Origin of the sequence: Hyphomicrobium sp. MC1 (assembly GCF_000253295.1) — a bacterium.
Taxonomy (GTDB): Bacteria; Pseudomonadota; Alphaproteobacteria; order Rhizobiales; family Hyphomicrobiaceae; genus Hyphomicrobium_B.
Genome location: NC_015717.1, coordinates 4309520 through 4323816, shown reverse-complemented (window position 1 = coordinate 4323816; position 14297 = coordinate 4309520). Strand labels below are relative to the sequence as shown.

Genomic DNA, 14297 nt, shown 5'->3' with positions numbered 1-14297 from the left:
GCGGCGAAGCTATCGCAAACAGTTCATGAAGTGCGCTGGAAACCACAAGGTTTCCAAATTTTAGGGCAAACGCAATGCGATTCACGATCAAGGCCAAGCTGGCCGCTACGTTCGCGGTTCTGACGATTCTCTCCTGTGTGATGGCGGGACTTTCGATCGCCAATCTAAGTTCTCTCAACTCGGCGATCACAGATATGCTTGCGGGTCCCGTGAAGGAGACGCAGCTTATCGGCGACCTCCAGAACGCGTTGAATACGATGTCTCGCAACGAGAAGAACGCTGCGATGACCAATGACCCCGCATTGACAACCGAGTTCAAGAAAAAATCGGAAGATGCGGCAGATAAGGTTAGTGTACTGCTCCCGAAAATCACGTCGATCGCAAACGACGAGATGAAATCGATCCTGGCGGATTTGGGACGATCCTATAATGAATACCTTGTAGAGAATCGCGAGGTCATACGTCTTGCGACGCTGAACACCAACGAGTCCAATGCGCAGGCTGGCGCCCTGTCGATCGGGGATGCCCGAAAAAAGCAGAATGAACTTCTCGCCTTAGCGGACCGGGTGCGAGACGCGGCAGACGCCAATATGAAAGCGACCGATGAGGAGACGAGTGCCGAATACGCGATGTCGCGAAACATTCTGATCAGTGCCGCAATTCTTCTGATCGTTGTTTCAATCGCAGCGGCCATCTGGATTTCGCTCAATATTTCTCGTGGCCTTTCGAAAGGTGTATCGTTGGCTCAAGCCGTCGCCATCGGCGATCTCGGCCAGCAAATTGAAGCAAAGAGCAACGACGAGATCAAAGACCTCATCGATGCAATGAATCGCATGACCTCGAACCTTCGCGAGACTGCCGACATCGCCAATCAGATTGCAGGTGGCGATCTCACGGTGCAGCCGAAGCCGCTTTCGGACAAGGACACGCTGGGTCACGCCCTGGAAAGCATGGTCGAGCGCCTGCGGGGCGTCGTATCGGATGCGGTCGCGGCTTCGAGAAACGTATCGGCTGGCAGCCAGCAGCTATCTTCGGCCTCCGAGCAGGTATCGCAGGGCGCAACCGAACAGGCTTCGGCCGCCGAAGAAGCATCGGCGTCGATGGAAGAAATGGCGGCGAACATTAAGCAGAACGCTGATAACGCTGCGCAGACAGAGAAGATCGCGCGTCAATCGTCGAAAGATGCTGAAGCAAGCGGCGACGCAGTGAGCCGCGCAGTCAACGCGATGCGCACGATTGCAGAAAAAATCGGTATCGTTCAGGAGATCGCCCGCCAGACGGATCTTCTGGCTCTCAACGCCGCGGTCGAAGCCGCGCGCGCTGGCGAGCACGGCAAGGGCTTCGCGGTCGTTGCATCCGAAGTGCGCAAGCTCGCGGAACGCAGCCAGACTGCGGCCGCAGAGATCGGCGCGGTGTCCGGCGACACCGTGAAAGCGGCGCAGGAAGCCGGCGAAATGCTGACGCGCTTGGTTCCGGATATCCGTAAGACGGCGGAACTCGTTGCTGAGATCAGCGCCGCGTGCCGTGAACAGGATATCGGTGCTTCGCAGATCAATGAGGCGATCCAGCAGCTCGATAAGGTCACGCAGCAGAACGCCGGTGCCTCGGAAGAAATGTCGGCGACCTCTGAAGAATTGGCGGCGCAGGCCGAGGAGCTTCAGCAGAGCATCGCGTTCTTCCGGACCGACGACTCGAACCGCTCGTCCGAGTCTGCGAACGTCCGCTCGGCGTCCGTCAAGCGGATCACATCGGCAAAGCCGTCGGCCGCTCAGAAAGCGCTTGCCAGGGCTTCCGCTGAGAAGAAAGCGACCTCGTCCGCGCACCGCAATACCGTTGCCGAACTTCAGTCGCGTGTGAAGGGCTTTGCCCTGGACTTGAGCACGGGTGGCCCTGATGCCGACGATGCAAATTTCCGGGAGTCGGCGTGATGACCAGCGCTGGGTCCGAAGCTCAATATGTGACGTTTAGCTTGGCCGACGAAGTCTTCGCGGTCCCCGTTAGGGAAGTGCGCGAGATCCTGGATTACCGAAAGGCATTCAGGATTCCGCACGGTCCCGACTATCTCCTTGGCCTCACCGACGTTCGGGGCCAAGGCGTACCGACTATAGATCTGCGCCAGCGTCTCGGGCTGGCGCCGACGGAGCCGACGCCACACACGCGCATCCTCGTTTTGGATGTGGCGCTTGCGGGGCGAGTCCTGTGCCTGGGTCTTGTGGCGGATCGGGTCTTCGAAGTAACGCCCTTCCACAGCAATCAGATCGAAGCGGCGCCGGACATCGGCGTTCGCTGGCGCTCGGACTACATCGCCGGTGTGGTCCAGCGGCCCGAAGGTTTCGTCGTGCTGGTCGACCTGCCAAAACTGTTCTCGTCGTCCGAGTCGGCGGTGCTTTCGCAAACTGCGGCCGCTGCGTAACCGGTCTACGGAGCTTTTGGTATGACTTCTCAAGGCCTCAGCGTCGACCGCGGGCAAGATACGCGGCTGCGCAGCGATAACCTGAGCAAGCGCAACTTCGATCGCTTGGCGCGTTTCATCAATGGGTATAGCGGCATCCGCATGCCGCCGACCAAAGTGACGATGCTTGAGGGACGGCTCCGGCGGCGCTTGCGCGTCACCGGCCACGCCTCACTCGACAGTTATTGTCACTTCCTTTTTGATGAAGATGGCATCGAGTCCGAAGCCGTTCATCTGATCGACGTCGCGACGACGAACAAGACGGATTTCTTTCGGGAACCCAACCACTTCGCTTACCTAGTCGAAAATGTTCTGCCCGCGATGATGCAGCGAGACAAAGGTGAGGTTCGCATTTGGAGCGCGGCATGCTCGACCGGCGCCGAACCCTACACGTTGGCGATGATCCTTGAAGACTTCAGGCAGAGCTATCGGCTTGGATATTCGATCCTCGCGACAGATCTAAGCACCGAGGTTCTGTCGACCGCGGTTCGTGGCATCTATCCCGAAGAGATGATGGATCCGGTCCCCCCCGACATGGCGCGGAAATACGTGCTGCGTTCGGTCCGTGGCGACCGGCAGGTTCGCATCCACCATTCGCTTCGATCGAAGATCGGTTTCGCCCGGCTGAACCTTATGGACGATAGCTACGCAATTGGCGCACCGGTCGACGTTATCTTCTGCCGAAATGTGCTCATCTATTTCGAGAAAAAGGTGCAGGAAGCCGTTCTATCGCGGCTTTGCGATTGTCTCGCGCCGAACGGCTATCTGTTCATTGGTCATTCCGAATCCATTGGCGGATTTTCACTTCCGGTCAAACAGGTCGCAAATACCATTTTTCAGAAGACGCGATAGATGCCTCATAAAAAGATACGCGTTCTGATTATCGACGACTCGGCAAGCGTGCGCCAAACCCTGACGGCGGTGTTGAGCTCGGACCCGGACATCGAAGTCATGGGCGCAGCCTCCGACCCGATCGCCGCTGCACGTCGTATCCAGGATGAGGTCCCGGATGTCATCACGCTTGATGTCGAGATGCCGCGTATGGACGGCATTACGTTTCTCAGAAAGCTGATGGCGCAGCGGCCGGTTCCGGTCGTCATGTGCTCTTCGCTGACGGAGGCAGGATCGGAAACGCTGATGCAGGCGTTGGAGGCAGGTGCCGTCGACATCATCTTGAAGCCGCGGATCGGCGTTGCCGATCATCTCGCCGAAAGCTCGCTTAGAATTTGCGAAGTGGTCAAAAGCGCGGCTTTGGCTCGGGTCGGCGGACGACGGCCGCGCGATGCGATGGAAGTCAGCATGGGAGGACCGGAAAAGAAGCTGACGGCGGACGCGATGCTTCCGCCACCGTCCGGCCGCGCTATGGCGAAAACAACCGAAATGGTCGTGTGTATGGGCGCCTCTACTGGCGGAACGGAATCGCTGCGCGTCGTCTTGGAAGCCATGCCCGCGAATGCGCCGGGCATCGTCATTGTGCAGCACATGCCGGAGAAATTTACTGCGGCCTTTGCCAAACGCCTGAATTCACTCTGCGCCGTCGAAGTGAAGGAAGCGGTCGACGGCGATGCCGTGCTGCGCGGCCACGTCCTTATCGCGCCAGGCGACAGACATATGATGCTGGAACGGCAGGGCGCGAGGTATTTCGTGTCCGTCAAGAGCGGCCCGCTGGTCTCTCGCCATCGCCCGTCGGTCGACGTGCTGTTTCGGTCGGCCGCGCAATCGGCTGGTTCCAATGCCGTCGGCGTCATCATGACGGGCATGGGCGACGATGGTGCGCGCGGGCTTAAGGAAATGAAAGCCGCAAACGCCTTCACGATTGCCCAAGACGAAGCGACGTCGGTGGTCTTCGGCATGCCAAAAGAGGCCATCGCAAGAGGGGCAGCCACTAAGGTGGTGCCCCTGAACGCGATCGCAAGCGAAGTGTTGCGAGCTGCAAGCCGCAGCTAAGCGGCACGCGCCGAGACGGCCGCATCGGGCAAACAATGTGCGTGTACGTCTCGCTCTCTCGCCATCGTATAGGTTGCAGCGATAGCATCGAGAAGGCTTTTCAGCGGATCAAGAATATCCGCGACGTCAATATCGTCTTCACCGGCAAGCGATTGAAGTGACGCCGCGGAAGTCGACAAAACGTTTCCGAGTTCGGCATCGAAATTCAACTCGGTCTCGGCTTTCGAGAGCGAATCGACAACGTCCTTTCCTTGTCCCATGATTGTCGCGAGCCGAGACTCTGCGAGATCGGCAGCGTCGCGCAAGCGTGCGGCTGCGCATTCGAGCTTGGATTTCGGGCTAGTCTCTGCGCGGTCCGCATTCAAATGCGCCATATCCTCGCCGAGGGAACGAAGTGCCGCGAGCGTCACATCGGCAATGGAATCGAGCTTTTTGGCGTAGAGGCGCAGCTCGATGGCAATGACCTGGAGCGGCTTTCCCGCGTCGCCCATCCGCGAGCAGCTGACCGTCGTGTTGAGCGCCATGAATTGCACGTCTTCGCGAACGCGTTTGATCGTATCGATCCGCCGCAGCAACTCGTCGACCGTGAGAGCCGTCGCGGATCGGACATCATTGGCCGCCGCGACTGCTTGCTCCATATCTGTGACGAGGATTTCGGCGTCAGCGACGCTTCGCTCGAGAGATCGAAGATTGTTATGGCTATCTGATGAGCTTTGCGTTTGCTGGAGGCGCAAAAGAGATTGCGCATCGGCTGCCATTCCAGCCATGTTGGCGAGCATCACGCGGGAACCGCGCTCGAAGTCCTGGGCCGTATCCGCGAGTTGCGTGGCGAGCAGACGGCAGATGAATTTGGTAAATCGCTTTCTCGTGTCGTCCGAGAGCCCGTCTTGCGCCAAGCGAGAATCGGCTTCGGTCAGGAGATTGAGCCCATTCTGAATGTGCTCGATGCGCTGCCGCGATATATCTCCAATTTGAAGCGACGATAGCGCATCGACGACCTTGAGCTGGATATTTTGCGCAAGCGCAGAGGCTTCACCGGTCATGTCGGCGATCTGCTTTTGATGCACCCGGATCGCGGTCGCATCGTCCGCCAAATGATTGGGAACGGCCGGAACCATCGCGGAGACTTCTTCGGCGAGGCCAGATTCAAGCTTCAGCGCCGCGCGGACCTGGTCAAGAAGACCGTTGAGCCGCATATCGATGTCATTGAGTTCGGTGCCGCCGACCTCGATTCTGGTCCGCATTTCCTGAGAAAAGGCGTGAAACTGTTGGGCGTCTTGCTGATCGTCGGCGGCAGTGATCTTCAAGTTGAGGGCGAAGACCAGAAGGTAGCGCAGAAGGCTTCGCATATCTTCGATATCGCGCAGCAATTCAGCGCTTCGGCATTCCAGATCGCGCAGCTCTTGCCCGCGCTCACTGAGCATATTCGGCAGAGACCGCAGCTCTTCGGCGGCGGCGGAGAGTTCCCGCGTCGCTTCTCCAACAGCTTCGCCGTCAAGAAGGTTACTCAACTGCTGAAGGTATTCGAGCTGCTGACTGATCAAAGAGACGGCGGATTCGAGTATCGTTCCGGCGCGCGAGAATTTCCCCTCGATCTGGCTTCGCGAAGTTTCCAGATGGCCTAAGATTGCCTCAATCATCGAAATGCGGGTGTCCAATTTGGTATGACGGCCGAAAGTTTGCGCGTTCGGCACAAGCACTGTTGCGCACGAGTCAGACCATAACTGGCGATGTATGATTGGAGACTTTACCGGTGACGGCGGCGTAATGTCCCGCCGGCATCGGCTTGCCGATAAGATAGCCCTGGATCTGCTGGCATCCGAGCGTTCGTAGAAGTTTCAGTTGTTCTTCTGTTTCGACGCCTTCAGCAACGACCGTCAAACCCATCGCGCGTCCAAGCCCAAGCACGGAATCGACGATTGCAGCCGCGTTGGAATTGCGAACCATATCGAAGACGAAACTCCGATCGATCTTGATGCGGTCGAACGGGAAAGCGCGGAGCGTGCCGAGCGACGAATAGCCGGTGCCGAAGTCATCGAGCGCAACGCTGACGCCGAGGTCCTTAACCCCAGTGAGAACCTTCGACGCGTAAGCGAGGTTCTGGATGAACAGGCTCTCGGTCACTTCGATTTCAAGGCGTTCCGGCGCCAAACCGGTTTCGATGAGCGCGTTTCTGACGACCTGTACGAAATCGCCGCGTTCGATTTGCACGGGCGATACGTTGACAGCAATGCGAAGACCGTTTTTCCACGAGGAGGCTTCGCGGCAAGCCTCACGCAGGACATAGGCGCCGATGGCGCCGATGGCTCCGGATGCCTCGGCCGCGGGGATAAAATCGGCGGGAGACACCGGACCAAAATCGGGATGCTGCCAACGCGCAAGCGCTTCAAATCCACTGATGGCGGACGTTGAGGCTTCCGCCTGGGGTTGGAAGGCGAGGGAAAGCTCGCCCCGTTCCAGCGAGAGGCTGACGTCATGTTCGAAGATCAGACGCCGGTGCTCTGTATTCAGCATCTCAGGGGAAAACGCCATGACCTCATCGCCGATTTTCTTGGCGTGGTGGAGCGCCAATTCGGCCGCGGCGATTAACTCCTCATGATCGGCCCCGTGGATGGGAAAGAGTGCGGTGCCGACACAAGCCGTGACGCGGATCGTCTTGCCGTTTTCGAGGACGTGGGGCTCGCGCAGCGTGTCAACGATGTGATGCGCCTTCGCGCTAAACTCGCAGTCCGGTTTATCGCTGGGGGAGATCAGCAAAAATTCGTCGCCGCCGGTGCGCACGATCGTGTCGGTGTCGCTAGAGATCGAACGCAGACGGTTGGCGATGCGGCTGATGATGACATCTCCGACCGCCTGGCCATGCAACTTGTTAACGGCACGAAAATCGTCGAGGTCGATATAGAGAATTCCGACGGTTTGCCGGTCGATCGTCGCTTGCTCGAGAATTCTTGCGAATAATTCTTTGAGCGTTCCGCGATTGTGTAGGCCAGTCAACGGATCACAAATCGCCAGCTGACTGAGACGTACGATAAGTTCATGCTCAGATTCTGAGCCGGAGAATTCGATCATTTCAAAAATCCGCTCGCGATATCGAGAAGCCCCTGTGCGCTGAACGGCTTAGTGATCCACGCCGACGCGCCCGCGGCACTGGCTTCTTTACGCGCGGCCTGATCGGACTCGGTTGTCAATACGATAATGGGCAGACCGTGATAGGATGGTCGCGCGCGCAAATGCCGAATGAACGCGAGGCCGTTCATTCGTGGCATGTTGAGATCCGTCACGACGATGTCGACGAGATTGGACGTCGCCTTTTGCAGGCCCTCGAGCCCGTCGGATGCTTCTATGATATCGAAGCCGGCGCTTACGAATGTTACCCGGATCATCTGCCGGACGCTTGGCGAATCATCGATCGCGAGCAGTGTCGGCATAACCTTCCCCACCATGACGCAAATTCTCACGTACGAACGCAATGCTGCGGCACGACACGTCACTGCTTGCACGTAGTTCAATAGTACGCCACAGGAGTGAAAGATCGCTTAATTTGCCACATTTCCGAATGGCACTTAGGAACCGGAATTTTAAAATATCACTGCGACTTTTGAATAATAAAATCGGCATAAAGCTGTTTCGAGGCGGACTAAGCGAAGAATTACCACGCGTTTTTTGAAAATGGCCGAGGCGCTTTTTGAAAGACGATTATCGCGATGGCATGCAAGTGATCAGCATTCGACGCAAGCGCGATCGAGACATTGCAATTAAACCATTAGTACGATTCAGCGTGCGTGGCCTAGAGAGAGGAGGTTCTAGCGGCCCGTCTTGCTCGCACGTGGCGAATTACGTCCGCAGGCTCTATTCGCCTGAAATGCATCGATTGATCTCGCGATTGTCTTCCAGGCAAAAAGGTTGCCGCTTGCAAACGTGAGTTCCGTCTTTTCATCAACCGGAATGCAGCGAATGGCTGAGTCCGTCGCGACGCTCAATTTCCATGCAGGCGCTGCGAGTCGACCTTGGGGGCAATGCGTGATCGGATGGAGCGGCCAAATCGCAAGCGAGAAAACCAGGGCATTAATTTCCTAATAATTGCCGCAGGTGTTGCTCCTTCGAATATCGCAACGAGACCCGTTTGGCTCATCTGACGCATTGCGGGCCGGGGCTATAGCACGCAAAATGAACGTCATTCGTTTTTGCGCCAACGGCTCCGTAGGGCAATGACAGCACTGGTTTTTCAGGCCTGCAATCGAACTGCTCCGTCTCGAGCAGTTACCATCAACAGTGATTGTGCTCGTCGGCTCGGCCCTGAGATCGGTAAATGTTCCATTAAATTTCTGATTTTTTGAACATTCGCCATGCGCAAAGAAGAACGAAAACCCGTAAGTCGTCCGGCGAAAATTGAACTCGGCGAGGGTCAGGTCTTGACGTGCCGCATCGCCGATACCTCGCGCGGCGGAGCGTTGCTGCTGGTTGAAAACAGCGAGTGGTTGCCGAAATCATTCGTCATCCACGATACGTTCTCTGGCAGTCGCCGTCGTGTGCGCGTCAAGTGGACGTCCCCAAATCGCGCCGGTGTTCAATACGTGGATGCCGCCATCGCCGTGCCGGCTGCGCGCCGGTCAGCCGGCTTCGGCAAGCGGGTATAAGCAAACGTCTGGGTCAATGCTGTCTTTCGGCGGCCGCCCAGCGGTCCAAAATGAGCTTCGCGATCTCTAAGTACGCGCCGCCGAAATGATGACCGCCGGTTCTTTCAATAAGCGTTGCGCCTTTGAGTTCCGACAACGTACATCCGGTATCACCATCCGCTTTTTCTTCAACGCTGAAGATGCACGTCACCTTAACCTTGGGTAACTCGGCCATGAACGGACGCAGGCTGATGTCGGCGGACGATGGAATGCCGAGCCAACCTGCCATTGACATTTCGAGACGCCCAACTGGCTCCGGCGCCATCAGCACGATCAGCTTGACCTGCTTTTGCAGATCGGGATCGAGCTTCGTCCAGACCATTGGAATGGTTGCAGCTCCGAATGAGTAGCCAATCAATGAAACATCCTGGATATGCCACGCCGTTCTATAATAACGCGCGATGCGATCGAGATCGTCGGCGATCGTCTGCGGGTCCTTCTCGCTCCAGAAGTACCGGAGGGTATCGAGGCCGATAACGGAGATGCCGTTTTTCGACAGCGTCTCGCCGATTTGCTTGTCGATGTCCCGCCATCCGCCATCTCCCGAAAGAAAGATCGCAAGCCCCGTAGGGCTCTTCGCGGGAAGTTCGGTCAGCGGCAGATCGCTAATGGAGGCTTTCGGCACGAGGGTCATGTCGAACACGGCTTTGATCGCCAACGATAGGGTTGAATCATTGGTCGCCTCACCATGTTCGATTGAAGTACCGGGATTGACCGCGACGAAGGGTTTGAGAGCGGGACTAGCCGGATCCTCCGTAAAGAGTGTCCATTTGCCGTTGAGCTTGATCGGCCCATATTCGAACGCGCCATCCTTGTTCCCAAGAACCGGCGCGCCGCTGCAAAAAGCATCCTTTGATGTGAGCGAAGGCGAAAATCCGGAACTCAGCGCCCCAGACACACTGTTCGGCGGTGCTTGCGCCAGAGTGAGATACGCGATCGTGCCGGATCGCCCGAGGCCGAAGAAAACCGGCGACTCCCACGCTTGCATGCCGAGCGCACGTTCGGACAGGCGCACGAGATCTTCGATGTCGCCGAAGAGTTGATTGCATTGGCCCGCCGGGACGGTCGTATTGAGAATGTCACGCATCACGCCGGCGTCGAGAATTGCGACCGCCGCGCCTTGGCTCTCGAGCGCGGCGGCTATGGGCTTGTAGGAAGGCGACGCTGCATCGGGATCAGCCATCAGAACGACAAAGGCGGAAGGTGCATTGCCGGACCACAGGACCGGGACATTGCCAAATCGCTTCTGCGCGATAGTTTTCGTGTCGGCGGACGCAGGCGTTCCGATAGAGATAATCACACAAAAAATGCCGAAGGCTGCGGCCAACACGCGAGCGATGTCTAGATAGCGCGATCTTTGGACCATTCTTTATTCCCGTCGGATGTTGAGCGCCGTGCGCTGGCACTGATGAGGGAGGTGATGTCGAAAAGCGTTTGCGGCAGGCGCAACCCGTGCTCATAGGCGAGGTATTTTGTGCGCCACTCCGGCTTGAACTTGCTTTTGAAAATACGGACCCCCTCGAAGTGATAGAGCCGGTCGCCGTATCGGAAAAATAAACCGGCGAGACGAGCCCACCGCGATGCCAGTCTGTGATCGGGAAGGCCCGAGAGCGGTGCCATTCCGAGATTGAACCATTTATAGCCTTCGGCCTTCGCCTGCTCCAAAAGCTTGAGCACAAGATATTCCATCGCCCCCTCCGGAGCGCCGGGAACCTGGCGCATCAAATCCAGCGTGCACGCAGAAGCCGGAGCGTTCCGCCAGAGGTTCGCGAATGCCACGATGCGATTTTCATGACGAAGCACCGCAATGTCGTGGCGTTCGACATACTCGGGATTCCAAAAGCCGAGTGAAAAGCCCTTCTCGCGATGTCCACGCTGTGCGAGCCACGCGTCCGATACGCGCTTTAACGCCGGAAAGAATTTCGGCACGATCGTAGCGGGCAAGATTTCGAATTCGATATTGGCCTTTTCGGCACGCGTCTTAGTTTGACGAAGCCGTTTTCCAGCCTTGCCATCCAGCGTGAACGTTTCGAGATTGACCCACGCTTCCTCTCCGAGCTTGATCAAGGAAAAACCGGCATCGAGATAGACAGGTAGATGATCGGCAGTGATCTGATAGAAAACCGGAGCCCCTTTCTGCTCGTCGGCGCCTTCCTTGAACCGCCAAACGAGATCGATGAGATCGGCGCTGTTGTTCGCAATCGGGTCGCCCATCGCGACCCACGTCGATCCGCGAACGCCATACATCATGAAACCGTTGCCGCTTTGCGAAAACAGAAAGCGCTTGTCCCCGGTGAATGCGAGCTCGGCTGTGACTTGCGAGGAATGATGTGCGATTTCCTTCGCACGCCGAAGTTCTGCGGCTGAGGCCTTGCGGCTGATGTTCGGCGCCTTGTGGAGCAGCTGGTAAGAGGCGATGATCATCACGATGATCGCGGCGCCGAGCGTAGCGCGCAGAAAGCGCGAGGCATCCTGATGGTAGGCGAATTCCCACCACAGCGAATTGTCGTAGGGCACGCCGCGATAGATGGCCAGTCCGATTAGGATCGACGCGCCGATGGCGATCAACACCGCAAGAATTGCTGATGCCGAGAGCCGGCCTGCAAGTACGCCGCCCTTGCGGTAGAACTCCCGCCGTCCCGCAATCAGGATCAATGCCGCCGCGAGACAAGCGAGCGCTTCGATGAAATCGAAACCCTTTGTGATGGAAAAAACAGCGCCGCTGAGCAGCAGGACGATTGCCAGTTGCCACGCTGAACGTAGCCGGTGCGCGAGGCCGTTTGCGATCAGCAGAAGAACGGTTCCGACGAGGCTCGCAATGAAATGCGATGCCTCGACGAATGGCAACGGCAGAAAATCGCGAATGAGCCACAGGCGGTGGGCGGGCAGCGTTCCAGAAATCACCAGGATCAGCCCGCCGGAAAAGGTCACGACAGCCGCGAGCGGCGGAATGATCGGTTCGATGATCGTGGCGGACGTGCTGTCGTCCTCATGCGCTAAACCCCTTCGGCCGCGCATCTCGTGCACCATCAGCATCGTCAGCGCGACAATGACTGGCGCGATGTAATAAATCAGCCGGAAAAGCAGGAGCGAACCGACGAGTTCGCCGCTCGGATGTTGCGTCACGCCAAGTAGGATGACGGCGTCGAATACGCCGAGGCCGCCCGGTACGTGACTGACCACGCCGAGCACAGTCGCGAGGGCAAAAACAACGAAAAAGCCCGGCATCGTAATGTGCAGCTCTTGGGGCAACAGCACCCAAAGCGCCGATGCCGCCGCCGCAACGTCGAGCATGCCGACGAAGATTGCCCCGATCGTTGCGCGCGTGCCGGGGAGCGGCAGCCTCCAATTCCCGATTTCGATCCGGATTGGATGGATCGACACGTAGACGAGCCAGACAGCAATGACGGCCAGGATCATCGTTCCCGCCAGCCGGCACGTGGGGACGCTCAGATGCACCAGTGCGGAGACGAGCTGCGGATCGACCGCGAGGCAGATCCCGGCAATTGTCGCAAGACCTGCCCAGAAACTTAGCGCACAAAGCATTACGATGCCGAGGACGCGGTCGGTATCGACGCCCCAGACGCGATAGAGCCGCAGCCGGACTGCCCCGCCTGTGAGGACGCCGAAGCCGAACGTAAAGGTGACGGCATGGCTGATGAAAGACGTGATCGTCGCAATGCGTAGCGGGACCTGCCTAGCGCCGACAACCCTGAGCGCGATGAGGTCATAGCCTACCAGCGCCGCATAGGAGAGGACCGTAAACAGCCCGGAGAGCGCCAGATGCGAAAGCGGGAACGTTGCTATCGTGTGCCGGACCTGCGGCCACGAGATCTCTTCGAGGTTCCGATAAAGGACCGTCGCCGCATAAGAGAACGCCGCGAGCGCGACGATGGCGCCGACAACGGACCAATCGATGCGTTCGAGAAGTCTTGGGCTGGGCGCCGTCGGCTGTGGAGCCTCATTCTGCGTCTCAGCCATTGTAAAGTGTACCATCTGAAAGGGAAGATTGATCCGCACCGGTGCTAGCGCGGGGCTCGGAGCCGGAAAAGTTAGGCATTGGTAATCTTGAAAGAAACGCTCTTCTTACGTTATCGCCAATCTCCACAGGCCGGCCGACGGCGGACGTGCAAAGCTAAAAGGCCGCACGTTTAGCGCATCGGCAATCAGGCAGCCGGGCGGGCTCAGCTAGAACGAAGGTACAAACTCTTCCGCTCAGGAATTTTATTCCCCCTTCCGAAAAGGACGCCCGGGGGCGCTCGCATCCGCTGCGACGCTCCAGGAACATAATCCGCAGACATACCATTTTCCCGACGCCATCGTCTCACTCTGCGTTCCCGGCCCATCCGCCGACTGTCGATTAATAGACGCTCTAATCGCGGAGGTCCCTGCCAGCGGCCACGGTGATTCGATACGATAATCAACAGAAGACGACAGCCTTGCAGCAAACCGCGGGTTTGTCGTTGCGCTTCGGCCCAACGGTTCGAATATTTTGGCCGCTCCGCTTGAGCGTTCAGCGCTTGGACATATATCCCCCTCTTGCGTTCGATCTATTGAGATCGTGCAGCGCATGGACGTATCTTTATCGTTGTCGGTCACGTGCTTCGACGGCGATGCCGGGGGAACAGGGCGAATGCGCAGCCGGGATTTGATTTCCGTATTTTTGCTGGCAACTGCCATGGTGTGCATCGCGCAACCGAGTATGGCCAGACATGGGCCGAAAGCTGCCTCCGCCACAAATGACGATCCTTGCGCGGCGCCGCAGGACTATGTGCGCCAACGGATCAATAAGATCAAAGCTCTTCAGGCTGCGGTGCCGGTTACGAATAGCAACCTGTTCGATTTGTTCGGCGGCAAAAAAGACGTCGACCCTCAAAAGTCCGTGGAGATATCGAACCTTCGCTATGAGGCAGACGGCGTCAACGCCCTGCTTGCGGCTGGCGGATGCCAAGCCTTCAACCTGGATCAAGAACTCTTGCAGAGTTCAAAATAGCGCTTGCGCCGGAGCAGCGTTCGGAAAGTCCCCGAAATGCGCTTTCACGACGCAATTTCGGTGAGCTGTCTCAGTTACATAGTTTTTCATATTTAAAGAGTGACGCGAAGACTATTGCCAACTGAGAATTGGACGGTCAATCTCTCTAATATTCATATTCGGGCTCAGACTGAGCGGCTTTTTTATTCTATCTAAAGTCACGCTAGCCATGACGATAAGCGCCTTCGTT

12 protein-coding genes are annotated in these 14297 nt (G+C 57.6%); 7 read left to right on the top strand and 5 right to left on the bottom strand.

Annotated elements, in window-relative coordinates:
* Nucleotides 1-74 precede the first annotated feature (74 nt).
* The 4 genes from HYPMC_RS20755 to HYPMC_RS20740 are packed head-to-tail and all read left to right on the top strand — an operon-like array spanning nt 75 to nt 4399.
* On the top strand, nt 75-1928 hold the full coding sequence (locus HYPMC_RS20755; protein ID WP_013950087.1) for a methyl-accepting chemotaxis protein: 1854 nt from the start codon (nt 75-77) through the stop codon (nt 1926-1928).
* Entirely contained in the window at nt 1928-2413 is a 486-nt protein-coding gene (locus HYPMC_RS20750; RefSeq protein WP_013950086.1) for a chemotaxis protein CheW, read from the top strand. Before HYPMC_RS20755 ends, HYPMC_RS20750 begins: the two co-directional genes overlap by 1 nt.
* 21 nt (nt 2414-2434) lie before the next feature.
* On the top strand, nt 2435-3304 hold the full coding sequence (locus HYPMC_RS20745; protein ID WP_013950085.1) for a protein-glutamate O-methyltransferase CheR: 870 nt from the start codon (nt 2435-2437) through the stop codon (nt 3302-3304).
* Nucleotides 3305-4399 carry a chemotaxis response regulator protein-glutamate methylesterase gene (locus HYPMC_RS20740; RefSeq protein WP_013950084.1) on the top strand — a complete coding sequence of 365 codons (1095 nt, stop codon included), beginning with the start codon at nt 3305-3307 and terminating at the stop codon, nt 4397-4399.
* Here HYPMC_RS20740 and HYPMC_RS20735 read toward each other — a convergent pair.
* Entirely contained in the window at nt 4396-5643 is a 1248-nt protein-coding gene (locus HYPMC_RS20735) for a hypothetical protein (RefSeq protein ID WP_157135483.1), read from the bottom strand. The genes HYPMC_RS20740 and HYPMC_RS20735 overlap by 4 nt on opposite strands.
* Before the next feature lie 33 nt (nt 5644-5676).
* On the opposite strand from HYPMC_RS20735, the gene HYPMC_RS24585 reads away from it, so the two are divergent.
* Nucleotides 5677-6024: a hypothetical protein gene (locus HYPMC_RS24585; RefSeq protein WP_157135482.1), complete on the top strand. Its 348-nt coding sequence runs from the start codon at nt 5677-5679 to the stop codon at nt 6022-6024.
* A gap of 88 nt (nt 6025-6112) precedes the next feature.
* Here the strand turns inward: HYPMC_RS24585 and HYPMC_RS20730 are convergent, their stop codons facing one another.
* Entirely contained in the window at nt 6113-7468 is a 1356-nt protein-coding gene (locus HYPMC_RS20730) for a bifunctional diguanylate cyclase/phosphodiesterase (protein ID WP_013950082.1), read from the bottom strand.
* On the bottom strand, nt 7465-7827 hold the full coding sequence (locus tag HYPMC_RS20725) for a response regulator (RefSeq protein WP_013950081.1): 363 nt from the start codon (nt 7825-7827) through the stop codon (nt 7465-7467). Before HYPMC_RS20725 ends, HYPMC_RS20730 begins: the two co-directional genes overlap by 4 nt.
* 918 nt (nt 7828-8745) lie before the next feature.
* On the opposite strand from HYPMC_RS20725, the gene HYPMC_RS20720 reads away from it, so the two are divergent.
* Nucleotides 8746-9036: a PilZ domain-containing protein gene (locus tag HYPMC_RS20720; protein WP_013950079.1), complete on the top strand. Its 291-nt coding sequence runs from the start codon at nt 8746-8748 to the stop codon at nt 9034-9036.
* 13 nt (nt 9037-9049) lie between these two features.
* Here HYPMC_RS20720 and HYPMC_RS20715 read toward each other — a convergent pair whose 3' ends face one another.
* Nucleotides 9050-10441 carry a virulence factor family protein gene (locus HYPMC_RS20715; protein ID WP_013950078.1) on the bottom strand — a complete coding sequence of 464 codons (1392 nt, stop codon included), beginning with the start codon at nt 10439-10441 and terminating at the stop codon, nt 9050-9052.
* On the bottom strand, nt 10417-13056 hold the full coding sequence (gene mprF / locus HYPMC_RS20710; protein WP_013950077.1) for a bifunctional lysylphosphatidylglycerol flippase/synthetase MprF: 2640 nt from the start codon (nt 13054-13056) through the stop codon (nt 10417-10419). Before mprF ends, HYPMC_RS20715 begins: the two co-directional genes overlap by 25 nt.
* Nucleotides 13057-13645: 589 nt before the next feature.
* Here mprF and HYPMC_RS20705 point away from each other — a divergent pair.
* Nucleotides 13646-14068 carry a hypothetical protein gene (locus HYPMC_RS20705; RefSeq protein WP_155831086.1) on the top strand — a complete coding sequence of 141 codons (423 nt, stop codon included), beginning with the start codon at nt 13646-13648 and terminating at the stop codon, nt 14066-14068.
* Nucleotides 14069-14297: the final 229 nt, after the last annotated feature.

Excerpts from the sequence above, each read along its gene's own strand:
- HYPMC_RS20755 (WP_013950087.1), top strand. The coding sequence starts at position 75 with ATGCGATTCACGATCAAGGCCAAGCTGGCCGCTACGTTCGCGGTTCTG.
- HYPMC_RS20750 (WP_013950086.1), top strand. The coding sequence starts at position 1,928 with ATGACCAGCGCTGGGTCCGAAGCTCAATATGTGACGTTTAGCTTGGCC.
- HYPMC_RS20745 (WP_013950085.1), top strand. The coding sequence starts at position 2,435 with ATGACTTCTCAAGGCCTCAGCGTCGACCGCGGGCAAGATACGCGGCTG.
- HYPMC_RS20740 (WP_013950084.1), top strand. The coding sequence starts at position 3,305 with ATGCCTCATAAAAAGATACGCGTTCTGATTATCGACGACTCGGCAAGC.
- HYPMC_RS20735 (WP_157135483.1), bottom strand. The coding sequence starts at position 5,643 with ATGCGGACCAGAATCGAGGTCGGCGGCACCGAACTCAATGACATCGAT.
- HYPMC_RS20730 (WP_013950082.1), bottom strand. The coding sequence starts at position 7,468 with ATGATCGAATTCTCCGGCTCAGAATCTGAGCATGAACTTATCGTACGT.
- HYPMC_RS20725 (WP_013950081.1), bottom strand. The coding sequence starts at position 7,827 with ATGCCGACACTGCTCGCGATCGATGATTCGCCAAGCGTCCGGCAGATG.
- HYPMC_RS20720 (WP_013950079.1), top strand. The coding sequence starts at position 8,746 with ATGCGCAAAGAAGAACGAAAACCCGTAAGTCGTCCGGCGAAAATTGAA.
- HYPMC_RS20715 (WP_013950078.1), bottom strand. The coding sequence starts at position 10,441 with ATGGTCCAAAGATCGCGCTATCTAGACATCGCTCGCGTGTTGGCCGCA.
- mprF (WP_013950077.1), bottom strand. The coding sequence starts at position 13,056 with ATGGCTGAGACGCAGAATGAGGCTCCACAGCCGACGGCGCCCAGCCCA.
- HYPMC_RS20705 (WP_155831086.1), top strand. The coding sequence starts at position 13,646 with ATGGACGTATCTTTATCGTTGTCGGTCACGTGCTTCGACGGCGATGCC.